Consider the following 26,103-nt stretch of genomic DNA (forward strand, 5'->3'; position numbering starts at 1 on the left):
GGCTTCAAATAAAAAATCAGGCTGCCTTTTTAAAGACAGCCTGATTTATATAAATATGTCTCAAAATGAAACAACTTACTTCTTCATAAAATACTCAAAATAAATACAGCTACCCATCAGCCCTTTTGCTGTTTCGGTATCCGAATACTGATTCTTTAAAATAGCAAAATACGTTTTGTATTTTTCATGTTTGGTGGTAGTCATTTGCGGATCGTGAGCGGCATTTTTCTCAGACCATTTAGGATCAGAATAATCGATATTAGCCGGATTTTTTGCTTCATACTGATAATATTTTCCTTGCTCGGCGCTGGCCATCTGGAATAATATTCTAGCTTTTTCTTCTTTATTGTTTGACGTGTTAAGAGTTTTTTGATAATAATTAATCGACAGGTCAAAATTATCCGGCTCAATATACGTAGTGTCCAAAAAGTTTTTATAGTAATATTGGTACGGATTTTTACGATCGGTTGTCCAGAAATCATACTTTCCACCATTGCTGTTGTCGACATCCATCACGAAAACCTGTTGGTAGTACCACCGCTATTAATCCAGATACGTAGTGTAATACTATCTTAAATTAAAAAAACAATAAACTGTAAAAGGTTTATTGTTTTTTTTCACTACCCAAAGAAGTCTCTTAAGAATCTAATAAATCTTAAACCCTTTATACACTTCTATCGATTTTTCCATGATTTTCGAAGCATCTTTTCGGAAATCCAGTAAATGATCCTGCCCGTTGTGACGATTATGATGTTCTACGCTTTCCCATAATTCGATCAGAAAGAAAGTTCCTTTGTTATCCTTATCTTCAACCAAATCATATTGAAGACAACCTTCTTCTTTTCTTGTTTCTTTCACCAAATTCTGAAACAATTCTACCGCTTCCATCAAGTAATTTTCATTAAACTTAAAAAGCGCAACGATATGTAAATTCATGTACTGTTAAATTAGACTGTAAAAGTAAATTATTTTCGAAATCAAATTATTTTTTCTTCGTTTTATTTTTCCACTTTAACAGATTTTATGCTTAAAAAACAGATTTGTAAATCGTAATCGAACTCATAACGATCACCAAAGTTCCAATTACGACAAACATACTTTTCACAGGGAGTTTCGCGGTCAACATCGCAGAAAAAGGAGCGGTAAAAATTCCGCCGATTAAAAGTCCGAGAATAATATTCCAATGCTGAACACCCAAGGTAAAGATAAACGTGACGGCAGCCGTTACCGTCAGAATAAATTTTGCAACCGTAGAACTTCCCACCGCAAATCTTGGGGTAAAAGAATTTTTAATTAAAGTTCCCGTCACCAAAGGTCCCCAACCACCGCCGGCAAAGGCATCGATGAAACCACCGATCACGCCTAATCTTGTCAGATTCGTTTTTTTCTTTAGTTTTTTATCCTGTTTGGTCTGAAAAGCATTCGATAATATCTGAATTCCAAGATATAAAGTATAAAAAGAAATGATGGTTTTCGTAATTTTAGAATAATATTCACCCAAATAGGTTAAAGCTACAGCTCCGATAATGGCACCGATGACACCCGGAATGGCCAGTTTTTTAACCAGACTTTTACTTACATTTTTCAGTTTAATATGGCTCGCGCTTCCCGCTGCTGTGGTAAAGCTTTCCGCGGAGTGGATGCTTGCACTTACAGCATGCGGCGGAATATTCAGGAATAAAAGTGTCGTGGTACAGATCACTCCATAGCCCATTCCCATTGATCCCGCAACAATTTCGGCCAGTACGCCGACGAGCATCATCCAGTAAAAAATATAATCGTCTTTGGCTAATATCACAAAAAGCTCATCCAGGTAGCCCATTTCATACATTGAAAAAGCCACAATGAATAAAACGGCAACCGTTACAAAAAGAACGTTGAGCCTGACCTGGATTTTTCTTGAGATCACCATCATGATAAAATCATTACAGCTCCTACCGTAGAATTGCTGGTTTCGTCAATCAAAATAGCACTTCCGGTATCATTATTTTCACTAAAAGGATCAAAAACAAGCGGTGAAGCCGTTTTTAATCTTACTTTTACCACCTCATTCAGTTTAATTCCTGAATAATTGGGAGTATTTTCAAGTGTGTTGACATCAATTTTATATTCAATTTCTTTGATGATGGTTTTTACTACTTTGCTTTTATGCTGAATGAAATATTTATTGCCTTCGTTCAATTCTTTTTTATCCAACCAACAGACAATGGCTTCCACTTCATTTTCCACTTTTGGCTGATTTTCGGTTTTTACAAAAAAATCGCCGCGGCTTACATCAATATCATCTTCCAAATGCAATACAGCTGGCTGATTGGCAAAAACAAGGTCAACTTCTTTTCCTCCCGTTTCAATTTTTGAAATCGTTGTTTCAATATTCTGCGGAAGAATGGTGATCTGATCGCCTTTCTGATAAATTCCTGAAATAATCTCTCCTGAATATCCTCTGTAATCATGCAGTTCATCCGTTTGTGGACGAATTACATACTGCACCTGAAATCTCGCATTATCAAGATTGGCCTGGTTATTTACCTCAACATTTTCAAGAAAATCAAGCAAAGTCGGACCTTCATACCAAGCCGTTCTTTCAGATTGATCTACAATATTATCGCCGTAAAAAGCAGAAATCGGGAAATAGTTTACATTCTCCAATCCTAACTTCTCAGCAACCAACTGATATTGTGCTTTAATATCGTTAAAAATCTCTTCAGAATAATCAACCAAATCCATTTTGTTGATTGCCACCACAACATTTTTCATCTTTAATAATGAAGCTATGATAGAGTGTCTTCTCGTTTGCTCGATAACGCCTTGTCTGGCATCAATTAAAATAATAATCAACTGAGAATTAGAAGCTCCGGTGATCATATTTCGGGTATACTGAATATGTCCCGGTGCATCGGCTATAATGAATTTTCTTTTCGGCGTGGAAAAATACCGGTAGGCCACATCAATCGTAATCCCCTGCTCTCTTTCGGCTCTCAATCCGTCTGTAAGAATGGCTAGATCTACTCCGTTTTCGTTTTTATTTTTTGATTGTTTTTCTAAAGCTTCAAGCTGATCAATCAATATATTTTTACTGTCGTACAAAAGTCTTCCGATCAGGGTGCTTTTCCCATCGTCTACACTTCCGGCAGTTATAAATCTTAGTATGTCCATGAGTTTATTTTATTAGTAATGAGTAATTGGTAATGAGTAATTTTTTCAAACCGCTCATCTTTTTATAATTTAATAGTAAGCTATGAGTAAAATATGCAGAATATTTTGCATTACTTATATTACTCATTGCCCATTACTTATTAAAAGTATCCTCCTTTTTTCCGGTCTTCCATCGCGGCTTCCGTTACTTTATCATCAATTCGGGTTTCGCCACGCTCAGAAATTTTGGAAGCAATAATTTCGTTGATGACACTGTCTAACGTTTCGGCATTGCTTTCCACAGCCGCCGTACAAGTCATATCGCCAACCGTTCTGTAGCGAACTCTTTTCGTAACCACCTCATCATTTTCATCAATCTGAATAAAATCTGAAGCGGCAATCAACTGACCGTCATATTTAATCACTTCTCTGTCGTGAGCAAAATAAATCGAAGGAAGCTGAATATTTTCTTTTCGGATATAACTCCATACATCCAGTTCCGTCCAGTTGGAAATAGGGAAAACTCGTACATTTTCACCTTTATTGATTCTTCCGTTATAGATATTCCATAATTCCGGACGCTGTAATTTCGGATCCCATTGCCCAAACTCATCACGAACCGAGAAAAAACGTTCTTTGGCTCTTGCCTTTTCTTCATCTCTCCTCGCGCCGCCAATGCAGGCATCAAACTGAAATTCTTCGATCGTATCTAATAAAGTATGCGTTTGCAGCCAGTTTCTGGAAGCAAACTTTCCTTTAGGCTCGGTTAAGTTTTTAGCTTTAATGGTATCTTCCACTTTTCTTACAATCAGTTCAGCACCCAAATGTTCAGCCAGATAATCTCTGAACTGAAGGGCTTCAGGGAAATTATGTCCCGTATCTATATGTACCAGAGGAAACGGAATCTTCATCGGGGCGAATGCTTTTTTCGCCAGATGAACCAGGGTGATAGAATCTTTTCCGCCACTGAAAAGCAAAGCCGGTTTTTCAAACTGTGCAGCCACCTCACGCATAATGTAAATGCTCTCTGCCTCCAGCTGCTCCAGATAATCTAATGTATAATTACTCATTATTATTTGAAAGATTTTTTAATTAATTTGAATGCAGACCGCATTCTTTATGTGAACTTTCCCACCACCAACGTCCGGCACGAGGGTTTTCCCCAGGTTCAATCGCTCTTGTACAAGGCTGACAACCCACACTGATGAATCCTTTTTTATGCAAAGGCAAATCCTGTACTTTATTTTCTTCAAGATAATCCAGAACATCCTGATACGTCCAGTGGATCAACGGGTTATATTTGTAAAGATTTCTCTGTTCATCCCACTCTAAAACCTGCATATTTTCGCGGTTTTCAGACTGTTCAGAACGTAAGCCTGTGATCCACACTTTTGCATTTTCCAGCGCGCGGTTCAATGGTTTTACTTTTCTGATAAAGCAACATTCTTTTCTGTTTTCTACGGAATAATAAAAGGCATTCATTCCTTTTTCATTCACATACTCCTCAACATCTGAAGCTTCCGGAAAATACACTTCCGTTTTTATTTTATATCTCGAATTGTTTTTAGAAAGTAAGTCGTAATGTTCGTAAAAAAGCCTTCCTGTATCTAAAGTGAACACTTTTATGGGTAGTTTCTGACTAAATATTAAGTCTGTGATCACCTGATCTTCCTGACCAAGCGATGTCGAAAACACCACTCCATCTGAGAATTTTGTGGAGATCAATTTCAATCCTTCCTCTGCTGAAAGCTGTTTCAGTATATCTGCATCTTCCTTTGAAATCATATTTTGTTCATTTGAAGTAATGCAAATATCTGATAAAATAATTATCCTACCAAACAAGTAGACTAATTATTCAAAAAAAAGGATTTAGATCAATCGATCAAATCCAGTAAAGTTTTTTCTTCTAATATTTTAAGGGAAGCATCCCGAACCTCAATCAAAACATCATGTAAACTGCAGTGATCTTCATTACAGTCGGCACATTTTTCATAGAAATTCAAGCTCACACAAGGCAACATGGCGATAGGGCCATTTACCAGTCTGATGATTTTAGCAAGCTTTACATTTTCAGGATTTTCTTTGAAAAAATATCCCCCACCTTTTCCCTTTTTACTATCGAGAATATCTGCTTTTTTTAATTCAAGCAAAATATTTTCCAGAAACTTTAACGGAATTTTTTTGTGTTCCGCGATTTCAGAAATCAGAATTGGCCCATCATTCCTCTTTTCTACAAGGTATGACAGTGCCTTAAAAGCATATTGAGATTTTTTTGACAGCATTACAGCAAAATTAAGAAAAAAGAATTAAGTTAAAAGTAAAAAGGCAAAAGTTAAAAGTAAGGGTGAAAAGAATTATCATTTGAGCGTAAATTTTTCAAAGTTTTCATATACTTGGCTCTTTTACCTTTTTACTTGGCTCTTACTTTTTTCCTACATTTGTACCATGTTCAGTAAAGAGGAAGCACAAAAATTAAAAAAGGAGTTTTGGACGGCATTCGGAAAATCTTTTCCGAGAAAATGGATTTTGTATGATACCAAGGTCAAAGATTTTTCGTTTAAATTTTATGCCGATAAGAAAAAAGCAGAGGTTTCTTTGGATATCGAAATGAAAGATGAAGTTTTCAGAGATGCTTATTACAACAAGATATGGTCTCTGGAAGATATTCTGAAAGATTTTATCGGCGATTTCCATAAAGAAGAATTTTATATGCTGGAAAACGGAAAAGTAATCAGCAGAATTTGGGTGGAAAAGGAAGGAATTTCAGTTTTCAATAAAAATACGTGGCAGGAAGCTTTTGAATTCTTCGTTGACAAAATGGATGGATTTGAAAGGTTTTATTATGAATATGAAGATTTTATAAAAGATGTTTAATCAGTATGATTCTTGAAATTTTAGCAGAAATTTTATTTGAATTAATCTTTTTTAAACTTCCTGTTTTTTTGTACAGGAAAGCAAAACTATTTTTCACCAAGCAAAATAAAATCAGGCAAAATAAAATAAATATTTCATGAAAATCAGGTATTGCTGGCGATGCAAAATGGATGTTCCAATGCTGGATAAAGAAGAAAGTAAAATTGCTTCAAAATTTATTGTCCTAAATGTGGTAATAAAAGACAGCTGTAAAAATTCATATAAAACTTAAACTTCCGTTTAAATAATTTTTGTATTTTAGTCAAACTAAAAATATCAATTGGTAATTATTCATAATGCTTTTCAGCAGAATTCACATTGATATTTCTAATTATTAAATCACAAAAAATATTAATTTCATGGAAGAAAACACGTTCATCTTCACGGACGGCGCCGATCCTAAAATGATTGAAGCTTACCAAAAAGCGCAGGATACTTTTAAATATTTCTGGAGAGAACTGTCCTGGGAATACAGAAGAATAATTCCGGCGATGAGCCTTGCCTGTGTAAAAACTTCTTTTTCTGAAAAACATCCCGAAACCGGAGAAGAAACCGTTGAACATATGTGGATCAATGATATTGATTTTAATGGAGATACCGTGAAAGGCTACCTCATTAATGAACCCAATAATCTTAGCAGTATTCAGGCAGGTGATTATTTTGAAATTCCTTTGAATGAGATCAGCGACTGGCTTTTCGCAATGACGCCACCTGCTAAAAAACCCAAAGGTCTTTCCAAATTATTTTCGTCTTCAGAAGAGCGGATTCCAAAAGCATACGGAGGATTTACAATTCATAAAATGCGCGCCGATATGAAGTCTGACCAAGAAATCCAAGAGCACGATGCCATGTGGGGGCTTGATTTTGGAGATTTTAATCATATTGAAGTGGTTTACGAGCAAACGGAACATCCTGAAAACCTGACTGAACATCCGATGAGCAAGAATATGAAGGAAAGTTTTATTACTTTTTTAAAAGATTATCCGAATGAACTGACAAATGTAGATGATGAAGGATTATCAATGCTCCATAGAGAAACCATTGCCGGAAATCTAAGCTCTGTAGAAGTTCTTCTGGAATCCGGTGCTGATAAAGATTTAAAAACAAACAACGGAAAAACAGCTTTAGATTACGCTAAACAGCTGAATTGGGAACATCTGATCCCTATTTTGCAGAATTAACAATATGTGGAGAAGCTTTCAGGTTTCTCTTTTTTGTTTATTGAAAAATTAACATCAACCATTCATAATTACAATACATTTTTCTTTATTTTAGCAGTCTTAAAAAAACACTATCTTAAAATGATAAAATTCTACAACCAGCATTCTTCAATTTTCTAAATTTAAATAATCATATATCAATAATCATGAGAAAACTTTTATTTTCTGCTGCTCTATTCACAGCGAGCCTATCTTTTGGACAAATCACCTTGGAACACACCTTTCCTCAGGATGAAATTTTTGCAAATTACAGCAATGATACCGAGCTATATTACTGCTCTCAGAATGAAAATACACCATCTATCAAAATTTACAATTCTGATTTCGCTCTTTTAAAAACATTAAATCTAACGATACCTACAGGCTATACCTATACTTCTTTCCCTGAAGATTATCAATATCCTATTTCCAAGTATTTATTCAATACAAATGACAAACTGGAGTTTATCGTATTCTACCAAAATCTCAATGGCCCGGCAAGTAAAATGCAGATCATTGATGAAGATGGAATCATTATTAAAGATTTTCCCGGAGAATACAGAATGGAATATCTTAAAATCTACCATGACCCTATTGACAATGTGAATAAATTACAGGCTCGTAACGAAATTACAGCGCAAACAGAAGTTTATACTCTACCTACTTCTGTGCTTGCCAATAAGGAAATTATGAATGCCAAAAATAAGTTAGTAGCATTTCCAAATCCTGCAAAAACTACTTTAAAAGTTACAAATCCTAAGAACAACTTTAATAAAGTAGAAGTTTTTGATGTTACGGGAAAACTGGTTTTAGCTCAATCTTTTTCCAACAGTGAAGAAACAATTTCTTTACATGTCGAAAACCTTACTACAGGAAATTATATCTATAAAATTGGTAATTTAAGTTCAAAATTTATTAAAGAATAAGATTCTGATATTAAGTTTAAACAGGTTTATTAATAACAATCAAAAGAGAAGCTTTAGAGTTTCTCTTTTTGTTTTTTACCAAATGGCAAATGTTGATAAATAATCTTTGCTTAAATTGCGTATATGAAAGAATTGTTTGATTTTATCCTGAGATTCGGGAACCTGAACCCACAACAGAAGGATTTCATTGCCAGTAAAGCAACAGAATTAACACTTTCCAAGGAAGAATATTTTTCTGAAGCCGGAAAAGTGGCCAAACAGGTAGGATTTGTGATTGAAGGAATTCTTAGAGTCTGTTACTATAACAATAAAAGTGAAGAAATCACCAAATATTTTATTGAAGAGAACAATCTGGTGGTAGATCTTGAAAGTTTTGATAATCAAATTTGTTCAAGTGCCTATGTCCAGGCCGTAACAGATTGCAAGATGGTTGTTTTTCAAAGAAAAGACTGGCTGGAATTATTACAAACCATTGTAGGGTTTGATGCCATTGTTCATAAAATTATTTCACGAGCTTTGATTCAGAAAGTGGAAAGAAGAAGTCCATTGGTTTCGGAAGATGCGACAACGCGGTATTTGAAATTTTTAGAGATCTATCCTACAGCGGTCAACAGAATTCCGCTTTCATATGTTGCCTCTTATCTGGGCGTGACGCAATCTTCCTTAAGCAGAATCAGGAAGAATATTACATTGTAGGAAGCTGAGAGATGGAAGCTGGAAGTTCATTAACAGCGCAAAAATACACCGTCTTTATTAAACCTCCCTCTTCCATCTCCCAACTTACAGCCAAAAAACTCTCTTTTTGTCAAATGGCAAATGCCACCTTGTTTTATTGACGGAATTTTACATCATCAATTTAAAATAAGAAAATGAAAACAGTACTTATTACCGGAGCCAACAGAAGTATTGGTCTGGAAACCGCAAAGCAACTTTCAGAAAAGGGATTATTCATTTATTTAGGAAGCCGAGATCTTGCAAAAGGTGAAGAAGTCGTAAAAGATTTAGTTGAAAAAGGATATCAAAATATTAAAGCAATTGAAATCGACGTTACCAACCCAGAATCAATTTCAAAAGCAAAAAATAGTATTGAAAACGAGAAAGAAAAATTAGATATTCTGATCAATAATGCAGGAGTGTTAGGTGCTATTCCTCAAACCGCGACCGAAGGTTCCGTAGAAAATATCAGAGAGGTTTTTGAGACCAATTTCTTTGGAGTTATCAATGTTACTCAGGCATTTTTAGATTTGCTTAAAAAATCGGACAGTCCGAGAATCAGTAATATTACTTCAGGATTGGGTTCCTTAACACTACACAGCGATCCGAAATGGAAGTATTATCATGTGAAAAATGCTGCTTACGGACCCTCAAAATCCGCATTGAATGCTTATACCATCGTTCTTGCGTATGAATTAAGAGATTTGCCTTTCAAAGTAAATGTCATCGACCCCGGTTATACGGCCACCGATTTCAACGGCCATAACGGACCAGGCTCTGTAGAAAGTGCAGCCTCTTTTATCATCAAACATACATTAACCGGTGAAAATGCCCCCACCGGACAGTATTTCAGTAATGATATTGAGGATGAAATTGGAATTAGCCCTTGGTAGTTTTTCAAGGCTATTTTATAAAAGAGAGACTTTCGGGTTTCTCTTTTTTTATTGAAATTTCACTCAATGCCACACTACATTTTTTCGAGAAGCTTTTATAAATACAGAAAGTTGCCAGAGTAGCTCCGACAACTTTCATTAATATATTAGAATTGTTAAATCTTTATTTAATTGTAAAACTACAATTCATTTTGTACAACAAGGCCTTGAGAAGCATTAATTTCTGCTTGTGGAATTAGCCATGTCCATCTCTTATCTCCAGCAGGTACTGTACTTAAATTATTCGTAACCGAAGACACATGATTTGCACCAGTCCTGTCCAAAGGTAGGTCTAGTCTTTTTAAATCCAGAAATCTAAAACCTTCACCCCAAAGTTCTAATCTTCTACTCGTAAGAACTTCAGTTATGTAGTTGGCTCCAGTTGTTGTAGCTCCGGTATAGGAAGGATTTCTATTTTTTGTAAATTCGTTAAATACTACTTTAGATTCGGCCTCTCTACCATCTTTAGCTAATGCTTCTGCTTCTATCAGATACATTTCCGCAGATCTCATAAACGGAATATCTCCTAAACTTGTATCACTGTCTATATTTCCGGTATTATCTACAGAAAGAAACTTTTTGGAAGTATAAGGAAATAAATTAAAGGTAGCGGGCAGATTTAATTCTGGATGCTCACCTGTAGGATCTATAAGCTGAGTTCTAACGTCCGTTGTAGGAAATTTTGAGTACAACAAATTATTTACGACCTTAGGTGCCTGTCTTATCTGTGTTGAATTATAATTTCTAGACATATACGCCATAAAATTACCAAAGAAATCAGTAGTAGCTTCAGTCGGTTTATATCCCCAAATCCATTCTGAAATATCATAAGAATTAAAACCTGACATATATTCCGCATTACTCATCAGATTAAAACCTTGTCTCGCTTGTTTTGCATAAGTTGCTGCATTAGAATATTTGCCTTGTACTAAAGCAACTCTCGCCATTAATCCTCTTACTACATTCTCATTAAAATGAGACTTATTAGTTCTTGATTTCCCAGATAAAAGAGTATAAGCATTTTCTAAATCTGAATTAATAGATGTATAAACCTCTTCGACAGAAGATCTAGGTATTGGATTCCAAGAATTATCAAGTCTCAAAGGTACACCTAGCTGTGAATTTGTAGTCCCCGCCACATATCTCTTCGCATAAATCTGAGTAAGCATAAAATACGAAAATGCTCTGAAAGCATATGCCTCACCCATCACCTTATCTTTATCACTCTGTGCAGCAACAACATTCGGTGTAGCCTTTAAAATAATATTCGCAATTCTTATCTGTCCATAATAAAAATCATAAGGATAAAATAAATTACTCGAAGTTGCATTATTACTATCCAGCCATCTCAGAGTAGATACAAACCAGTTATTTCCTGTAGAAGGAAAAACCATATCTTCTCCCATTACATCCATATAGATCATAACTCCCGTATTTCCATTTTGCCCTTGGCTGGAGTTCTGTCTGTAATACATATTTCTGTGCATTCCATTTAATGCAACCGTAAGATTTTCAATATTTGAAGTTACGAGTTCTTCACTAGCGGACTCTGTAGGGTCCTTTTCTAAATCTTCCCTTTCACATGAAGAAAGAATACTTAACACAGAAAGTCCTGAAATTAAAAGTGTTTTATTATTGATAAATTTCATTTTGATTAAATTAAAAAGTTGTACTTAAACCGAAAGTGATAATTCTTGCCGGTGAATATCTATTGGTAACAGTACCATTGAAAGTAGAATATGGCTCCAGTCCTTTTCTTTTACTTGTTACCCAAAGGTTTTCTCCGCTTACAAATAGTTTTAAGTTGTTAATTCCTACAGATTTTACAATCTCTGGATTAAAATTATATCCTATAGAAGCATTTCTTAACATCAAATAACTAGCATCCACCAACCATCTTGACGAGGCAGCTCCTGAAGCTGTTGCCGTCACAGAATTTAAAACAGGTACATCAGTAATTTGCCCTGGAGTAGTCCATCTATTTTTAACATCAACATGAGAGGCACCACCTTGTGGATAGGCATCCATTAAGCTTGCATAATTAGAATCATAAATCTTACCTCCAATCTGATAATTAAATGAGGCAGCGAACTCCCAATTTCTAAAGTTCAAAGTAGTAGAAAAATTACCAAAAAAATCAGGGATTGCAGAGCCATGATACTCATACTTCGCTTTATTCTGATTAGTCGTTACCAATACTCCATTTACCGTTCGTACATCCGAGGCTGCAGTATTAGGATAAAGATCCTGATCTAAAACAAACAATGGTGATCCATCAGCAGAGTCTACTCCATACCACGATCTCAACCAAAACGCATACATATCCTTACCTACCATTAATTTTTTGGTCCCATTAATAAACTCTTCCTGAGAAAGACGGGTAATTTTATTTTTATATGATGTACCATACACGGAGACCGTCCATTTCAGATTTTGTTTTTTTATAATATCTGCACTTAGGGTAATTTCATAGCCTTTATTCACTAAGTTCCCCACATTTTGATCGATACTATTTCCTGGTATTCCCCCGTTTATAGGTGTTTGAAATGGAAAAAGTAAATCTTTTGTTTCCGAATTGTAATATTCAACAGTACCGCGTACTCTTCTGTTAAGTAATTCAAATTCAACAGCCACATCCGATTGTGCTTTAGTTTCCCAAGTAACAAGTGGATCTCCTACTTTAGTTAATAATACTCCTGGTTCACTGCCATTATTATAATTGAAAGAGAATTGAGTTTGATATGCATAATTGGAATCCAGAGCATCATTACCCACTTCACCATAAGATCCTCTTAACTTTAAAAAATTCAAAAACTTGCTGTCCTTTAAGAAATTTTCTTTTGAAATTACCCACCCTGCTCCTGCAGACCAAAACGACTGCCATCTGACATCCGTCGCAAAACGAGAAGAAGCATCCCATCTTATTGACCCTTCAACAAGATATTTTTCTTCATAATTATAATTGACTCTCGAAAACCAGCTTTCTTTTGTCCTTTCTCTAAGGTAAGAGTTACTCGTTGTATTCTCTATAAAGTTGCCCAGTTCATAAAAATTATCTAGTACCTGATTTCTCTTATAGCCATAAAGATAATCTCTTTTATAACTAAAATTTTCATGACCTCCTAAAACAGTTACTGCATGACTTCCAAAATGCTTATCGTAGGTTAGAATCTGGTTCCATGTAAAATCTCTTGTCAAGTACATTGTTCTGGAAGCAGAACCAATTCCCAATGCATCACCAATTAAATTATTTCCATAGGTCTTATTTAAAGTACCATTAAAATTATAAGCTCCATTAGTCCTGAATTTTAACTCTGGCAACAGTTTAAATTCTGCATACACATTAGATTGAAGGTTGTATCCGTTTGTTCTATCACTATTTAATAAAGTTTCCCAAACAACATTTCTTCCAACAGCAGCATCGGGTCCTCTTAAAGCACCATTATCATATAAAACATTTCCATCAAGATCATATAGTCTTTCTCCTGTTACAGGGTCATGCTGATAAGGACTATAAATAGGTCCCATCCCACGGGTCCATGCATAAGGATTCGCATAAGAAGAATTATTATCAGCACCATTCACCGCAAGCCCCTGATTGGTAATGCTTCCGTTTAAGCTTGTTCCTATTTTAAGCCACTCTCTTACTTGAGAATCTGCATTGATTCTTAAATTTATACGCTCAAAATCTGACTTAGCCACATATCCATCTTCTTTTGTGTACCCTAATGAACTAAATAAAGTACTCTTGTCAGTTCCCCCTGAAAAACTTATGCTGTGATCTTGCCTAAGTCCTACATTTATCAATGGGCTTGCCCAATCAAAATCATTGTACTTTAATCTAGCATCGGGATTGAGCACACCATCAATAACCAATTGATTATTTGCAACATTATACACATTCGTTTTCAAATTTCCTGAAATCAAATTATTTGTTGCCCAAAGATTCGAAGTTGCTAATGATTCAGTAGGAAAACTCGTTCGTCTTCCATTACGCATAGCCTCCCAAGCAAGCACATAATAATCCGCAGGGCCAACTCTATCATATTCCTGCACAAATCTGCTCACAATACCCGTACTTGAACTAAGTGTAAATCGAGAAGAATTCTTTTTTCCTCTTTTAGTGGTTACCATAATAACACCATTTGCAGCACTCGACCCGTAAAGAGCCGTTGAAGAAGCATCTTTCAAAACCGACAAACTTTCAATATCATTAGGATTTAACGAGTTAAGATCTCCGGGAAAAGGAACCCCATCTACAATAATCAAAGGCTCGTTGGAAACAAGATAAGAACCTGTTCCTCTAATTCTGATGGAAGACCCTTCACCAGGCTGACCAGAACCTGCCGCGATCTGAATACCCGCACCTGCACCGTCAAGCGCTTGCAAAACATTGGAAATAGGGCGATTTTCAATCTGTTTAGAATCTACCTGAACATTAGATCCAGTTACAGTACCTTTTTTCTGCGTACCGTATGCAACAATGATCACTTCATCAATATCCTTCGTCTTTGTCCTTGTTGAATCGATCTGTGCCATTACAGATTGGCCTGTAAAAAAAACAACAGCGGTTGATAACACTTTTAATTTCACATTCATATTAACATAATTTAATAAATATTTCATGCAAATATGTTAAATATTCTACAATTACTCAAACTATATTTTAATATTTATTAAAATATGCTAATTAACTAACAAGAAAACAAGTAATTAGAATTTATTATATCTTTTATTAGTAAATTACGAGTCAATTACAAAAGAAATATTAAAAAAGCCCCCTATTTAACACTTAATCAATTAAAATAAAGAGTATTCGTTATTTATTTCGAATAAAAAAAAATAATAATTTCATCCACGATTCGAACACATCCTTCATTGATTGAGCTACTTTTTCCATCTCCTACCTCCTCATCTTTGTACCATCATTTAAAACAAAAAATATTTAAAAATGGAAACAAAAAAAGTATGGTTCGTGACAGGAGCTTCAAAAGGGTTAGGATTTGAATTGGTGAAGAAATTACTATCAGAAGGATTTTATGTGGCAGCAACAAGCCGTAATGTTGATTCTTTAATCTCTGCAATCAGCGAAACTTCAGCGTATTTTTTACCGCTAAACGTAAATATCACCGATAACAATGACGTAAAATCGGCCATTGAAAAGACAGTACAACACTTCGGAAAAATAGATGTGATTGTCAACAACGCAGGTTATGGGCAATTGGGAACTCTGGAAGAACTTACTGATGAGGAAGCAAGAGCCAATTATGAGGTAAATGTTTTCGGAAGCTTAAACGTCATTAGAAACGCGATGCCTTATCTTCGCGAGCAAAAATCAGGTAACATCTTCAATATATCATCAATTGGAGGATATTCAGGGAACTTTCCGGGTTGGGGAATCTACTGTTCTACAAAATTCGCGGTTGCCGGATTTACAGAAGCTTTGGCGGAAGAAGCAAGATTATTCGGAGTTCATGCAACGGTTGTTTATCCCGGATATTTCCGTACAGATTTCTTGAATAAGGATTCTGTGAGAACACCCGCCAATTCCATCAAAGCTTATGAATCTGCAAGACATTCTGAAAGTGCTCACCTTAACGAGATCAACGGAAATCAACCTAACGATCCTGAAAAAGCAGCAGAAGCACTGATTGCAATGAGTAAAGAGCAGAATCCTCCGGTTCATTTTTTATTAGGAATTGAAACTCAAGAATTTTTAAGTAACAAAATCGATGCGATTACTAAAGATGCAAAGGCTTGGGAAAGCCTGACGGTTTCTACAGGGATTTAATTCTATTGAAACTTATTCAAAATTAGAGAGCCTTCGACTGCTTAGAGTTCAGTATGCCCCCCTTGAAAAACTATTCGTCTCTATTACGGCGATTGGGAGTAGCATCTGTCATCCTGAGCCTGTCGAAGGATCTTCTATTCGTATTTCTCTTCAACATTCAAATTAATTAAATAACTTAGCTATTATGAAAGAGACATTTCGTTTTAATTCCATCTCAGATTTTCATGCTTTCTGTAGCCTTCCGAATCCTGAACATCCGTTGATCAGCCTGATAGATTACAGTAAGGTGCATTATCCTGTGAATGATGTTGAACTGAAATGGATACAAAATTTTTATTCGATTGGTTTGAAACGGAATGTTAATGCAAAGTTTAATTATGGTCAGCAGCAATATGATTTTGATTCCGGCGTGCTGTGTTTCGTTTCTCCGCTTCAGTTTTTAAGTCTGGAAATGAAACCTGATGTTGAAGTGGAACCAACAGGATATTTATTGCTGATTCATCCTGATTTTCTTTGGGGAACCTCTCTGATTAAGAAAATAAAGTCTTATGAATTTTTCAGTTATCAGATTAATGAAGCACTTTTTTTATCTGATAAAGAGGAGAAAATTATTGTTGATTTATTTAAAAATATTGAAAAGGAATACCAGACGAATATTGATAAATTTACCCAGGAATTGATCGTTGCCCAACTTGAATTATTTCTGATTTATGCTGATCGTTTTTATGAGCGACAGTTTTTTACGCGAAAAAAATCAAGTCATGAACTGTTGGAAAAATTTGAGGAAATTCTTTCGCAATATTTTGACAGCGGAAATCTTCTCGACAACGGGATTCCTTCTGTAAAATCCATCGCCGAACAGATGAATATTTCACCCAATTATCTGGGAACTTTGTTGAGAATTCATACCCAACAAAATACACAGCAGCATATTCAGAACAAAATCATTGATATGGCAAAAGAACGTCTGAGCACAACAAGTCTTTCTGTAAGTGAAATTGCTTATGAACTGGGATTTGAACATCCGCAGTCGTTTAGTAAGTTGTTTAAACAGAAGACTAATCAGTCGCCGGGGGAGTTTAGGAGGTTGTTTAATTGATTATTTTCATTAAAAATTAATTTGTAATTTTGACTTAAATATATCAGTCATGGATATTCAAACAAGGAAATTAAATCTCATCACCTATCTTGCTCAACTTCAGGACGAAAGTTTCTTTGAGAAAATCGAGGAATATATTTTATCTAAATTAGAGAAAGAAGATCATTCTGAATTCACTCCATTTACCATGGAAACTTTAATGAGTCGCATTGAAAAATCAGAAGAGGACTTAAAAAACGGTCGATTTAAAAGTCAGGAAGACTTAGAAAATCAATCTGCAAATTGGTAATCAATGAACATTATCTGGACTGACTTTGCCATTGAAAATTTGAAATGCATTTTTGATTATTACGCTAATAAAGTCAATAGAAAAGTAGCTCATAAAATTCGAAAACAAATCCTTGATTCCACAAAACAATTAATTCAAAATCCTAAATCTGGTCAAATTGAATTATGTCTTGAGAAACTAAATCAACAACATCGATATATTCTCAGCAGCAATTATAAAATTATCTATAAGATAGATTCTGATTGCATTGTCATCAATGATATATTTGATACAAGACAAAATCCTATTGGTATGACCGATGAAAAACGGAATACAAAACAATAAAAAAGTAAATTTTAAAGTTTAGATTTAATTTTTTGCTTTATGAATATTTTGCAGCTATTTATTTATATTTGAGAAACTAAACTTAAATCATGAAAAAACTAATTCTGGTAATATTTGTTTTTACATTTGGAATCGCTTTCGCTCAAAATAAAAATGAAGAAAAGGCAATAGACAAATTTGAGTCTCGCTAGCCACAGGATCAATCGGTTCCCGCTCCTCCGACAATTGCTTTTCCGGCACAATATCCTAAAGGAAATAAAGTTTTTCTTGAAAATGTAAAGAAAAATCTGGATAAATCAGCGATTCAATCTATTGGAAAAAATCTGAAAACAAAGATTATTTTAAAAATCAATTCAGAAGGAAATGTTCTTAATATTTCCACTTACGGAAGCAATGAAATATTTAATAATGAAGTAAAAAAAGCTGCGGGAAAAGCTACTGATAACATCATTTGGGAAGCAGGAAAAAATAATACAGGCGAAAAAGTGATTGATATTATTAATTTGCCTTTTATATATTCAAATAACTAGTTTAAAATTAAATAGGTAATTTTGATTTAAATATATCACTCATGGATATTCAAACAAGGAAATTAAAATTTATTGAGGAATTTCTGAAAATTCAAAGTGAGGAATTGATTTCTCGTCTTGAAAAGATTTTGATTTATAATGAGAATGATTTAACTCCATTTTCTCTTGAAGAATTAAATAGTCGCTCCTTAAAAAGCTGTTTTTTGACTTTGAAAATTATATTTGCCTAAAAAGATTCGGAGAACAAGTTCGAGCCAAAGAAGAATTTGTTGTTTGATTTGATTCAATCTCATCTTCAAATTGTATCCAATCCCTGCTAATAATGCATTATTAATATCTCCAGCCACTCCTTTCAGGAAGTTTAATCCTAAGGAGTGGTTTCTTTTTAAATGAGAGATACAAGGTTCTATGGCTGCTCTTGCCCGGAATCTTAATCTGGCTACTTGTTGCCCATATTTTGTTTTTTCTTTTTTTGCGGGAAGCAAAATTGCTGTTCCTTCCACTTCTTTGATTCCTTTAAATCCTCTGTCTGTAGTGGCTTTCGTAGGTCTTGTTCCGCCAACGGATTTTCTTACCCTCTCACTCTGTGCCAATGATTCTTCAAGAGTTTTACTATCGTGAGGATTGCCAGAAAATCTCTTTACCGAGCTGATGATCCCTGTTTTCCGACCTCTTACTACTGCTACTTTTGTCCCAAACTCGTATGCTTTTCCCGATTTTCCTTTCGCAATACACGCAACTTGTGGCTCGTGAAGACTGTAAATTTTATCTTTCGTGGTACGTTCTTGGGTGAGTGCTTTAAGGTAAATTTTAAAAACGTCTTCGTAGCCTTTCAAAACATCTTTAGGAAGTTTTCTTTCCAATTCCCGAAGAACTCTTTTACCAATCGTCCTGAGCTTTTTCCTCGCCATTTTTGCCTTCTTCTGTCTTCTGGGATGATGTCCAAAAAAAGCGTCCCGCAATAATTGTTTGCTCACTCTTCTGTAGCTTTGTCTTTGTACAACGCTCTCTTTTTCTGCTATTTTTCTACAATTGTCGATTACTTTTTTTGCTAATTTGGCATCGGTAGGAAAGGTAATGTTCTTCTCCTGAACCGTCGTATCTACCTGAACTTCATCTTCTGTTTTGGCTTTGGGATGGAGAGAAACGCTTTGTCCCAAAAGAAATTCCAAACCCTTATCTCCAATTCTTTTTCTGAAGTGTACAAAATTGCTCGGATCGAAAGGCTGCTCTGTCTGGAAAAAGGTTTCTCCGGTAAAATATTGCCAATACGCATTCTCAATCCATCTCTCTATTACACTTTCATCACTTTCTTTAAACATTTCCTTGAGCAAAAGCATTCCTGCTATTTTACGGATAGCAATAGAAGGTCTTCCGTTTTCTGAAAATAATTTCTCAAACTCTGACTCCATTTTATCCCAGGAAATCTCCCCAGCTAATTTTACCACCGGATGCTCCATATTAATAAGCTCCGTAAGCCTGGTCTTGAATAAATTCTGCTGTAAATCCTCTCTTATTTTGCCTAACATTTTGCCACTTTTTATATCCTAAAAATACAATTTATTGCAATTTTTTACAACGATTTTTTACGAAATATAAGTGCATAAAACTGATAATCAAAATATTACTTGGTTTTTAAGGAATGACTAAATAATAGAATTGATGAGTCCTTAGAAGATTCTAAAAACGATAGAATTACTGACTCTAATGATTTACTTTCGGAATTTAAATAATTAAATATCACATAACAAAAAAGAGAAGCCTAAAACTTCTCTTTTTCTATTTTTATCCAAACTTCTTCTTTCTCAACCAGAAGAACAAACCTCCTAAAATCCCGATGATGACGAGCGGAAGCAGCAAATTAAACCACTGCCAGTTGCTTTTCTCATCGTTGATCCGGTGTCTGTCGAGAAGTCTTTCTTCGATATTTCTGTTTCTGAGATCAATCAAATTGCTGTCGTCCAACAGATAATCTAATGCGTTTCTCAGGAATTGTTCGTTTCCGAACTGCTCGTTGGTCATTAGATCGACGCCCAAAGGTAGCGCTTCACCTTTTACAATTTTATTTCGCCCCACATCACCATCTGCGATGACGATCATTTTATTTTCAGGACTTGAATCTTTAAAATTCGGGTATCCTTTTCTTTCAATTCTCGAAGCATACGCAGAGTTGAATTTACCTTCCAAAGCCACCGCATAGATCTTCGGAGTACTTGGCTTTTCCATTTGTCCAAGGCTGTCTACGCTTGCGACCTCTTTCAATTCCACATAATTCGGAACCTGCTTCAATAAAGTTCTTTCACTCGATTCGAAAAGAACCTTTGTTTTGATATTTTTTCTTCCACCCAATGTATCAATGGAAGTCGGAAATTCAAATTTTACCGGATTGATATTTTTTGTGATCGGATGGTCATTTTCAGCAATTCCCAACGGATAATACGGCCATGGAAGAGTCGTAAACTGAGGATTTCCGCTTACTTCGCCCGTTACCAGCTTCAGCAAAGCAAATTTCTTTACATCTTTTACCAGCGCCGGGTTGATTCTTAATCCGTAGTTAAAGAAAAAGTCGGTCATATTAATATCTACCGGGAACGGCATCACTTTTTGTGACCTCATCAGGGTATCCATTTCAGCGTTGACGGCATCAATCATCCAAAGCGTTTTCCCGCCGTTCATGATATATTGATCCAAAATCACTTTTTCATTGTCTGTAAATGCTTTTCTCGGCTTTGCAATCACCAAAGCGCTCATCTGCTTCAATAAAGGAACATCCGCCAATGTAAGCTCCGTTTGATTTTTAGGAATAACAGGTCCGGCATCATAATTTTCTAAAGCCAGATGCATAAAACCTTGAAATTCCTCAGGACTTAATTCATCCTGATTCACCAAGATTCCGACCTTTTTTCTCTTATCAACTGCGATGTTTTTAATATTTGAAACAAAATTATACTCCAGATTTTCAATTGACTTTCTCAACTGTTCATCAGCATCAATTCCTGTCTGCTGTACCACCAACGGAATAGAAACGCCATTGCTTCCGTATTTTACCACCGCATAAGGAAACAGAACGATTTGCGAAACTTTCCCGTCTTTAATGTCCGGAAGAACGGAAGGCTGCATTCCCATGGCCATCAGGCTGTCTTTCGACATTTTGGTTTTAATGGGATCAATAAATTTAAAATCTATTTTGGGATTTATCTTTCTGAAATTTTCCAACATAAATTTCGTTTCACTCTGCAACTGTTTAAAGCTCGCAGGGAAATCTCCTTCAAGATAAACTTCCACCGTTACTGGTTTTTTCACAGATTCCAGTACTTTCACGGTATTATCGGAAAGGGTGTATCTTTTCTCTTTTGTTAAATCCAATCGAATTCCGGTAACGGCTAAAATAATAGCTAAGGGAAGGATCACAAACAGTAAAATTCCTAATGGAGATTTGAATGATATCTTCTTCATAATTCTACTTCTTTTTATTGATAAAATGATTGGACAATGCTAAGGTAAGACCGATAACAAAAACGAAATACGCAATATCTTTAAAATCGATCAAACCTCTTGTAAAACCTAAGAAATGCTGGTAAAATCCGATATTCTGAAGAATAAAGTCTGCACTTCCCAATAGTTTATAACTTGCCAGCTGTTCGATTCCGAAATACATGATGAAACACATGAAAACGCCCAACAAATAAGCCATAATCTGATTCTGAGACAGCGAAGAGGCTAAAATCCCGACTCCTGAGAATGTTGCGATCAGAATAATCAGTCCGAAATAGCTTCCGAAGGTCATCCCCAAGTCAATATTTCCTTCCGGAACACCTAAAACGTACACGGTGTAAAGGTAAATTAATGAAGGAATAAGACATAAAATCCCGACTACCCAAACGGAAAGGAATTTTCCAAATACCAGATCTGAAACTTTCAGAGGTTGAGAAAAAAGCCAGTTTAAGGTTCCCGTTTGTTGCTCCTCCGCAAAAGTTTTCATGGAAAGTGCCGGAATGATGAACATCAGCAACCAGGGAACTAATACAAAATAGCTTTGTAGAGAAGCGAGTCCGATTTCGAAAATATTGGAATCGTTATCGAAAAAAAACAAAAAAAGAGTACTTATTAAACTGAATGCGGCAATGATGATCCACGCGCTCCAGTTTCCAAAGTAACTCCAAAGTTCTTTTTTAAAAATTGCAATCATAGTTTTATTATCAAATGTTGATTGTTGTTGGTTGATCTTTGTTAGATTTCTCATCCAACAACTATAAACGGTTAACCAGCAACCAAATCATTACTTTTTCTTATTCTTGTTAACCAATTTCACCGTCATCATGATTAAAAATACCAAAACGAAAAATCCGGTGATTAATTGCCACCAATATTCAATGACCTGAGATTTTAAGATCACCGTGAAGACCACCAGAAACAAAATGAAGGTTGCGATTTCGTTCGCTTGTCTTAGTTTTATATTGGCTGTTTCGAGTGTATTTCCGTTGAGTTCTTTTAGTTTTAAAACCTTCTTCCAGCACCAGTAATGGTAAATCGCCAGACCGATCAGGAAGGTTAGTTTTAAATGAAACCAGGGCATCTTCATCAGTCCGGGGTTTAAAAAGATCATCACCAAGCCACAAACCGCCATGATTACGCCGGCCGGAACGGTAATGATATTCCATAGCCTTCTCGCCATGAATGTATATTGTTCCCTCAAAATGTTCTTCTTTTCCTCGGGAAATTCATCGGTATCTTTATAATAAACAAAAATTCTCACGAGATAGAAAATCCCCGCAAAATAGCTTACCATAAAGATAATATGAAGCGCTTTTATTATAGTGTAAAGCATTTGAAAAAAATAATGGCAAATATAATGTTAATGATAAAAATATTTGATAGAAAATAGAATAAATATTGTCTTTGTTGTTTTATGTTTAGAATTCATTATTCTTTTGAATCTAAACCTAAAATAATGGTCTACTTATAAAAAGATTATTCACTTATCTTAAAAACGACAAATATTGAATTGAAACAACCATTTCCTAGCCCGGATTGAGCGGCATGTTTGAGCTCTTTTTAAGATTCTGGCGAGCCTTTAGGCTCGCCAGAATCTTAAAAAAGCGAGTAGCGAAAGCCGGAAAAAGCTACTGATAAAAACTATTTCGCATAAGAAACACTGTCTGCTTTTTGGTTTCGATAAAAAGTTTTAATGTATAAAAGTTTGCCTTCTTTACTGAAATATTTCCAGTCACCGAAATAATACCAATGGCGCTCGTTTACTGAAATGTCCAGCTTCGTTTGTCCGCGTTCCATAAGCGTTCCATCGGGAAAATATCTTTTGATCTTCGTGATATCTTTTCGGACTTTATTTTTTTCGTAAAGCTGGTTTCCGAGATAGATCTTCCACTTTCCTACTTTTTCGCCTTTATTGTATTTTCCGATGGCGGTAAGTTTTCCATCGTCGGCGGAATATTCTTCCTTCCATTTGCCATGTCTTTTCTTGTGTTGATCATCGGTTAGAATATATTGATTCATTTTAGTTTTACATGAAATCACTAAAATTAGAAACAAAAAGAGAATTATTTTATTCATAAAAAAACAGGATTTCTGTAAATATAAGAAATCCTGCTATGTTCTACAATTGTAGAGCTATTTTATTTTTAAGAAATCACATTCAGTTCTTTTCCTACTTTTTCAAAAGCAGCAATCGCTTTATCCAAGTGCGCTCTGGTATGAGCTGCAGAAAGCTGAACTCTGATTCTTGCTTTTCCTTTTGGTACCACAGGATAAAAGAATCCGATGACGTAAATTCCTTCATCCATTAGTTTTTCTGCCATTTTTTGAGCCAAAGGTGCATCGTACAACATTACCGGAACAATGGCCGCGTCTCCGTCAGGAATATCAAAACCTTTTGCTTTCATTTCCGTTCTGAAGTATTCTGCATTTTCCATTACCTGATCACGAAGCGAAGTATCATCAGAGATCATATCCAACACTTTCAACGCTGCCCCCACAATTCCCGGAGCTAATGAATTGGAGAATAAATAAGGTCTTGAACGCTGTCTCAGCATATCGATGATTTCTTTTTTACCGGAAGTAAATCCTCCCAAAGCACCACCTAAAGCCTTTCCTAATGTAGATGTAATGATGTCTACTCTACCCATTACTTCATTGGCTTCATGCGTTCCACGACCTGTTTTTCCAATGAAACCTGTCGCGTGAGAATCGTCAACCATCACCAAAGCATCGTATTTATCTGCCAAGTCGCAAACGCCTTTTAAATCAGCAACAATTCCGTCCATTGAGAAAACTCCGTCTGTAACGATGATCTTAAAACGGTGATTTTTTTCAGAAGCCGCTATTAACTGAGCTTCCAAATCTTCCATATTGTTATTTTTATAACGGTATCTTGCTGCTTTACAAAGACGTACCCCATCGATGATTGAAGCATGATTCAGTTCATCTGAAATAATGGCATCTTCGTCAGTAAATAAAGGTTCGAACACCCCTCCATTTGCATCAAAACAAGCAGCATACAGAATGGTGTCTTCCAAACCTAAAAAGTCGGCTATTTTTTGTTCAAGTTGCTTATGAATATCCTGAGTTCCGCAAATAAAACGAACAGAAGACATTCCGTAACCGTGAGATTCAATCATATCCTGAGAAGCTTTCATGACTTCCGGATGGTTTGATAATCCCAGATAATTGTTAGCACAAAAGTTCAACAGCTTCTTTCCATTGGCTTCTATTTCTGCGCTTTGCTGAGAAGTGATGATTCTTTCTCTTTTGTAAAGTCCGTCGTTCTCAATATTTTGAAGTTCGTTCTGTAAGTTTTCAAGATACTTTTTAGAGATCATTGTAAGTAATTTTTTAGATATGCTAATTTAATAAAATCGAACAAAACTGAGCACGATTATGATTTTTATTGTGATAACCGGTTGAATTGATTTGAACTTTCAGAATTAAAGGATCTATTTTTAATGCTGATGATCGCTGAGGTTTAAGCATTTGATGTCTCTTTTTTCTGGTACAAAAGTCTTTCAGGCAATATATAATGCTGCTTTTTTGCTCTCGCAGATTTTGCAGATAACGCAGATTATTTGATTAAAGAGAAAATTCCAAAAACCAAAAACTTTAAACCAAAAACTTTAAACCTTAAACCAAAAACTTTAAACTAGAAACTAGAAACTAGAAACCATCAAATACATCAGAAAAACACAATTAGTCTATAGTTTTAGTAGACTAATTATTATATTTGTTCTTTTAAATTCAGGAAAATGAGATTATCACCAGTACAAAAACTTAAAAATATTTCGACTAAAGACTTCCTCAGCACTTACATGAAACCTGCAAAACCGGTTATTATGAAAGATTTTGTGGCACCGGCAAGTCCGGCCTTTACAAAATGGAATTATGATTACTTTAAAGAAATTGCGGGCGACAATAAAGTTAATATTTACGGTAGTGAAATTGAATCACTGGATCGTGTGGCAAGCAAACCTGTCGGACAGAGCACTTTCGCCAAATATTTAGATATGATTACCACTGCTCCTACTGAGCATCGTCTTTTTTTATTCAATTTATTGAGTATAAAACCGGAATTAAAGAACGACTTACATTATAACGATGTTACCAATGGTAAAATTATAAAATGGCTGCCATTTATGTTTTTCGGAGGCGAAGGTTCTATCACCAGAAATCATGTGGATATTGATATGTCGCATGTTTTTATCACACAGTTTCAGGGAATCAAAAGAATCTGGCTTTTTCCTTGGGAACAATCGGATTTACTGTATAAACTTCCTTATAATTTTCACAGCATTACCAATATTAAAGAACCGGACTATGACGAATTTCCCGGTTTACAATATCTGGACGGTTACGAGGCCATCATAAAACCTGGCGAAACCCTTTATATTCCATCCGGCTGGTGGCATTATATTCAATATGAGACGGAAGGGTATTCCGTTTCCATCAGAGCTTTACCTTCAAGTTTTATTGAAAAATGGAGAGGTTTCAGAAATTTAGTTTTGATCAGACATTTTGACAATGTTATGAGAACTGTTTTTAAGAACAAATGGTTCAATTTTAAAGTAAGAAAAGCCACACGAAAGGCGAACCGAGCGATCAAAAGGCAGAAAAGTTTTCAAATATAAATCAGAAATATTAATCCTAAAAACAATTTACTATGGAATTATTATACGCCATGCTTTCATCAGAAAGATCTCTATTATCGTTTTATCCTATCTACAATTTTTAACAAAATCGGTCA

Annotated in this window: 25 protein-coding genes; 10 read left to right on the forward strand and 15 right to left on the reverse strand. The window is 35.3% G+C overall.

Going from position 1 to position 26,103, the window contains the following annotated elements; translation table 11 throughout:
* Nucleotides 1–75 precede the first annotated feature (75 nt).
* From VUJ46_RS08330 to VUJ46_RS08360, 7 genes are all read right to left on the reverse strand, one after another.
* The gene (locus VUJ46_RS08330; RefSeq protein ID WP_326984527.1) at nucleotides 76–513 is read right to left on the reverse strand and encodes a hypothetical protein; all 438 of its coding nucleotides are present in this window, start codon (nucleotides 511–513) and stop codon (nucleotides 76–78) included.
* A gap of 132 nt (nucleotides 514–645) precedes the next feature.
* On the reverse strand, nucleotides 646–936 hold the full coding sequence (locus VUJ46_RS08335; RefSeq protein WP_267406104.1) for a putative quinol monooxygenase: 291 nt from the start codon (nucleotides 934–936) through the stop codon (nucleotides 646–648).
* A 91-nt stretch (nucleotides 937–1,027) separates the two neighbouring features.
* Nucleotides 1,028–1,915, reverse strand: coding sequence for a sulfite exporter TauE/SafE family protein (locus tag VUJ46_RS08340; protein ID WP_326984528.1), 888 nt, complete (start codon nucleotides 1,913–1,915; stop codon nucleotides 1,028–1,030).
* Nucleotides 1,912–3,156 carry a sulfate adenylyltransferase subunit 1 gene (locus VUJ46_RS08345; RefSeq protein WP_326984529.1) on the reverse strand — a complete coding sequence of 415 codons (1,245 nt, stop codon included), beginning with the start codon at nucleotides 3,154–3,156 and terminating at the stop codon, nucleotides 1,912–1,914. The genes VUJ46_RS08340 and VUJ46_RS08345 overlap by 4 nt, the downstream gene beginning before the upstream one ends.
* A 140-nt stretch (nucleotides 3,157–3,296) precedes the next feature.
* Nucleotides 3,297–4,205, reverse strand: a complete 909-nt coding sequence (gene cysD / locus VUJ46_RS08350; protein ID WP_326984530.1) for a sulfate adenylyltransferase subunit CysD — start codon at nucleotides 4,203–4,205, stop codon at nucleotides 3,297–3,299.
* Nucleotides 4,206–4,227: 22 nt separating this feature from the next.
* Complete coding sequence (locus tag VUJ46_RS08355) at nucleotides 4,228–4,920, reverse strand: phosphoadenylyl-sulfate reductase (protein ID WP_326984531.1); 693 nt, start codon at nucleotides 4,918–4,920, stop codon at nucleotides 4,228–4,230.
* An 89-nt stretch (nucleotides 4,921–5,009) separates the two neighbouring features.
* Nucleotides 5,010–5,417: an RrF2 family transcriptional regulator gene (locus tag VUJ46_RS08360; RefSeq protein ID WP_267406099.1), complete on the reverse strand. Its 408-nt coding sequence runs from the start codon at nucleotides 5,415–5,417 to the stop codon at nucleotides 5,010–5,012.
* A 163-nt stretch (nucleotides 5,418–5,580) separates the two neighbouring features.
* Here VUJ46_RS08360 and VUJ46_RS08365 point away from each other — a divergent pair, with 163 nt between their 5' ends.
* From VUJ46_RS08365 to VUJ46_RS08385, 5 genes are all read left to right on the forward strand, one after another.
* The gene (locus VUJ46_RS08365) at nucleotides 5,581–6,009 is read left to right on the forward strand and encodes a DUF4268 domain-containing protein (protein WP_326984532.1); all 429 of its coding nucleotides are present in this window, start codon (nucleotides 5,581–5,583) and stop codon (nucleotides 6,007–6,009) included.
* A 398-nt stretch (nucleotides 6,010–6,407) separates the two neighbouring features.
* The gene (locus VUJ46_RS08370) at nucleotides 6,408–7,229 is read left to right on the forward strand and encodes a DUF2314 domain-containing protein (protein WP_326984533.1); all 822 of its coding nucleotides are present in this window, start codon (nucleotides 6,408–6,410) and stop codon (nucleotides 7,227–7,229) included.
* A gap of 185 nt (nucleotides 7,230–7,414) precedes the next feature.
* Nucleotides 7,415–8,173 carry a T9SS type A sorting domain-containing protein gene (locus tag VUJ46_RS08375; protein ID WP_326984534.1) on the forward strand — a complete coding sequence of 253 codons (759 nt, stop codon included), beginning with the start codon at nucleotides 7,415–7,417 and terminating at the stop codon, nucleotides 8,171–8,173.
* 123 nt (nucleotides 8,174–8,296) lie between these two features.
* A complete protein-coding gene (locus tag VUJ46_RS08380) occupies nucleotides 8,297–8,869 on the forward strand; it encodes a Crp/Fnr family transcriptional regulator (protein ID WP_326984535.1) in 573 nt (190 codons plus the stop codon).
* 173 nt (nucleotides 8,870–9,042) lie between these two features.
* On the forward strand, nucleotides 9,043–9,780 hold the full coding sequence (locus tag VUJ46_RS08385; protein ID WP_326984536.1) for an SDR family oxidoreductase: 738 nt from the start codon (nucleotides 9,043–9,045) through the stop codon (nucleotides 9,778–9,780).
* A 179-nt stretch (nucleotides 9,781–9,959) separates the two neighbouring features.
* On the opposite strand, the gene VUJ46_RS08390 is transcribed toward VUJ46_RS08385, so the two are convergent.
* On the reverse strand, nucleotides 9,960–11,468 hold the full coding sequence (locus VUJ46_RS08390; protein WP_326984537.1) for a RagB/SusD family nutrient uptake outer membrane protein: 1,509 nt from the start codon (nucleotides 11,466–11,468) through the stop codon (nucleotides 9,960–9,962).
* Between the two features lie 10 nt (nucleotides 11,469–11,478).
* On the reverse strand, nucleotides 11,479–14,445 hold the full coding sequence (locus tag VUJ46_RS08395; RefSeq protein WP_326984538.1) for a SusC/RagA family TonB-linked outer membrane protein: 2,967 nt from the start codon (nucleotides 14,443–14,445) through the stop codon (nucleotides 11,479–11,481).
* Between the two features lie 325 nt (nucleotides 14,446–14,770).
* Here VUJ46_RS08395 and VUJ46_RS08400 point away from each other — a divergent pair, with 325 nt between their 5' ends.
* The 4 genes from VUJ46_RS08400 to VUJ46_RS08415 all read left to right on the forward strand — a co-directional run bounded on the left by VUJ46_RS08400 (nucleotide 14,771) and on the right by VUJ46_RS08415 (nucleotide 17,322).
* Entirely contained in the window at nucleotides 14,771–15,610 is an 840-nt protein-coding gene (locus tag VUJ46_RS08400; RefSeq protein WP_326984539.1) for an SDR family NAD(P)-dependent oxidoreductase, read from the forward strand.
* Nucleotides 15,611–15,794: 184 nt separating this feature from the next.
* The gene (locus VUJ46_RS08405; protein ID WP_326984540.1) at nucleotides 15,795–16,709 is read left to right on the forward strand and encodes a helix-turn-helix domain-containing protein; all 915 of its coding nucleotides are present in this window, start codon (nucleotides 15,795–15,797) and stop codon (nucleotides 16,707–16,709) included.
* 49 nt (nucleotides 16,710–16,758) lie between these two features.
* A complete protein-coding gene (locus VUJ46_RS08410) occupies nucleotides 16,759–16,998 on the forward strand; it encodes a hypothetical protein (protein WP_326984541.1) in 240 nt (79 codons plus the stop codon).
* Nucleotides 16,999–17,001: 3 nt separating this feature from the next.
* Nucleotides 17,002–17,322: a type II toxin-antitoxin system RelE/ParE family toxin gene (locus VUJ46_RS08415; protein WP_326984542.1), complete on the forward strand. Its 321-nt coding sequence runs from the start codon at nucleotides 17,002–17,004 to the stop codon at nucleotides 17,320–17,322.
* A 718-nt stretch (nucleotides 17,323–18,040) separates the two neighbouring features.
* Here the strand turns inward: VUJ46_RS08415 and VUJ46_RS08420 are convergent.
* The 6 genes from VUJ46_RS08420 to kbl form a co-directional block, all read right to left on the reverse strand.
* Nucleotides 18,041–19,381 carry an IS5 family transposase gene (locus VUJ46_RS08420; protein ID WP_326981209.1) on the reverse strand — a complete coding sequence of 447 codons (1,341 nt, stop codon included), beginning with the start codon at nucleotides 19,379–19,381 and terminating at the stop codon, nucleotides 18,041–18,043.
* A 256-nt stretch (nucleotides 19,382–19,637) separates the two neighbouring features.
* Entirely contained in the window at nucleotides 19,638–21,308 is a 1,671-nt protein-coding gene (gene gldG / locus VUJ46_RS08425; protein ID WP_326984543.1) for a gliding motility-associated ABC transporter substrate-binding protein GldG, read from the reverse strand.
* A gap of 4 nt (nucleotides 21,309–21,312) precedes the next feature.
* The gene (locus tag VUJ46_RS08430) at nucleotides 21,313–22,041 is read right to left on the reverse strand and encodes an ABC transporter permease subunit (RefSeq protein WP_326985084.1); all 729 of its coding nucleotides are present in this window, start codon (nucleotides 22,039–22,041) and stop codon (nucleotides 21,313–21,315) included.
* A gap of 90 nt (nucleotides 22,042–22,131) precedes the next feature.
* Nucleotides 22,132–22,680 (reverse strand): CopD family protein, encoded by a 549-nt coding sequence (locus tag VUJ46_RS08435; protein WP_326984544.1) that lies wholly within the window; start codon nucleotides 22,678–22,680, stop codon nucleotides 22,132–22,134.
* A 308-nt stretch (nucleotides 22,681–22,988) separates the two neighbouring features.
* Nucleotides 22,989–23,366 carry a hypothetical protein gene (locus tag VUJ46_RS08440; RefSeq protein WP_326984545.1) on the reverse strand — a complete coding sequence of 126 codons (378 nt, stop codon included), beginning with the start codon at nucleotides 23,364–23,366 and terminating at the stop codon, nucleotides 22,989–22,991.
* Between the two features lie 125 nt (nucleotides 23,367–23,491).
* Nucleotides 23,492–24,688 carry a glycine C-acetyltransferase gene (gene kbl, locus VUJ46_RS08445; RefSeq protein WP_326984546.1) on the reverse strand — a complete coding sequence of 399 codons (1,197 nt, stop codon included), beginning with the start codon at nucleotides 24,686–24,688 and terminating at the stop codon, nucleotides 23,492–23,494.
* Between the two features lie 420 nt (nucleotides 24,689–25,108).
* On the opposite strand from kbl, the gene VUJ46_RS08450 reads away from it, so the two are divergent.
* A complete protein-coding gene (locus VUJ46_RS08450; protein ID WP_326984547.1) occupies nucleotides 25,109–25,987 on the forward strand; it encodes a cupin-like domain-containing protein in 879 nt (292 codons plus the stop codon).
* The last annotated feature ends 116 nt before the right edge of the window (nucleotides 25,988–26,103 follow it).

The sequence above is a fragment of the Chryseobacterium sp. MYb264 genome, assembly GCF_035974275.1.
Classification (GTDB): domain Bacteria; phylum Bacteroidota; class Bacteroidia; order Flavobacteriales; family Weeksellaceae; genus Chryseobacterium.

Excerpts from the sequence above, each read along its gene's own strand:
- VUJ46_RS08330 (WP_326984527.1), bottom strand. The coding sequence starts at position 513 with ATGGATGTCGACAACAGCAATGGTGGAAAGTATGATTTCTGGACAACC.
- VUJ46_RS08335 (WP_267406104.1), bottom strand. The coding sequence starts at position 936 with ATGAATTTACATATCGTTGCGCTTTTTAAGTTTAATGAAAATTACTTG.
- VUJ46_RS08340 (WP_326984528.1), bottom strand. The coding sequence starts at position 1,915 with ATGATGGTGATCTCAAGAAAAATCCAGGTCAGGCTCAACGTTCTTTTT.
- VUJ46_RS08345 (WP_326984529.1), bottom strand. The coding sequence starts at position 3,156 with ATGGACATACTAAGATTTATAACTGCCGGAAGTGTAGACGATGGGAAA.
- cysD (WP_326984530.1), bottom strand. The coding sequence starts at position 4,205 with ATGAGTAATTATACATTAGATTATCTGGAGCAGCTGGAGGCAGAGAGC.
- VUJ46_RS08355 (WP_326984531.1), bottom strand. The coding sequence starts at position 4,920 with ATGATTTCAAAGGAAGATGCAGATATACTGAAACAGCTTTCAGCAGAG.
- VUJ46_RS08360 (WP_267406099.1), bottom strand. The coding sequence starts at position 5,417 with ATGCTGTCAAAAAAATCTCAATATGCTTTTAAGGCACTGTCATACCTT.
- VUJ46_RS08365 (WP_326984532.1), top strand. The coding sequence starts at position 5,581 with ATGTTCAGTAAAGAGGAAGCACAAAAATTAAAAAAGGAGTTTTGGACG.
- VUJ46_RS08370 (WP_326984533.1), top strand. The coding sequence starts at position 6,408 with ATGGAAGAAAACACGTTCATCTTCACGGACGGCGCCGATCCTAAAATG.
- VUJ46_RS08375 (WP_326984534.1), top strand. The coding sequence starts at position 7,415 with ATGAGAAAACTTTTATTTTCTGCTGCTCTATTCACAGCGAGCCTATCT.
- VUJ46_RS08380 (WP_326984535.1), top strand. The coding sequence starts at position 8,297 with ATGAAAGAATTGTTTGATTTTATCCTGAGATTCGGGAACCTGAACCCA.
- VUJ46_RS08385 (WP_326984536.1), top strand. The coding sequence starts at position 9,043 with ATGAAAACAGTACTTATTACCGGAGCCAACAGAAGTATTGGTCTGGAA.
- VUJ46_RS08390 (WP_326984537.1), bottom strand. The coding sequence starts at position 11,468 with ATGAAATTTATCAATAATAAAACACTTTTAATTTCAGGACTTTCTGTG.
- VUJ46_RS08395 (WP_326984538.1), bottom strand. The coding sequence starts at position 14,445 with ATGAAATATTTATTAAATTATGTTAATATGAATGTGAAATTAAAAGTG.
- VUJ46_RS08400 (WP_326984539.1), top strand. The coding sequence starts at position 14,771 with ATGGAAACAAAAAAAGTATGGTTCGTGACAGGAGCTTCAAAAGGGTTA.
- VUJ46_RS08405 (WP_326984540.1), top strand. The coding sequence starts at position 15,795 with ATGAAAGAGACATTTCGTTTTAATTCCATCTCAGATTTTCATGCTTTC.
- VUJ46_RS08410 (WP_326984541.1), top strand. The coding sequence starts at position 16,759 with ATGGATATTCAAACAAGGAAATTAAATCTCATCACCTATCTTGCTCAA.
- VUJ46_RS08415 (WP_326984542.1), top strand. The coding sequence starts at position 17,002 with ATGAACATTATCTGGACTGACTTTGCCATTGAAAATTTGAAATGCATT.
- VUJ46_RS08420 (WP_326981209.1), bottom strand. The coding sequence starts at position 19,381 with ATGTTAGGCAAAATAAGAGAGGATTTACAGCAGAATTTATTCAAGACC.
- gldG (WP_326984543.1), bottom strand. The coding sequence starts at position 21,308 with ATGAAGAAGATATCATTCAAATCTCCATTAGGAATTTTACTGTTTGTG.
- VUJ46_RS08430 (WP_326985084.1), bottom strand. The coding sequence starts at position 22,041 with ATGATTGCAATTTTTAAAAAAGAACTTTGGAGTTACTTTGGAAACTGG.
- VUJ46_RS08435 (WP_326984544.1), bottom strand. The coding sequence starts at position 22,680 with ATGCTTTACACTATAATAAAAGCGCTTCATATTATCTTTATGGTAAGC.
- VUJ46_RS08440 (WP_326984545.1), bottom strand. The coding sequence starts at position 23,366 with ATGAATCAATATATTCTAACCGATGATCAACACAAGAAAAGACATGGC.
- kbl (WP_326984546.1), bottom strand. The coding sequence starts at position 24,688 with ATGATCTCTAAAAAGTATCTTGAAAACTTACAGAACGAACTTCAAAAT.
- VUJ46_RS08450 (WP_326984547.1), top strand. The coding sequence starts at position 25,109 with ATGAGATTATCACCAGTACAAAAACTTAAAAATATTTCGACTAAAGAC.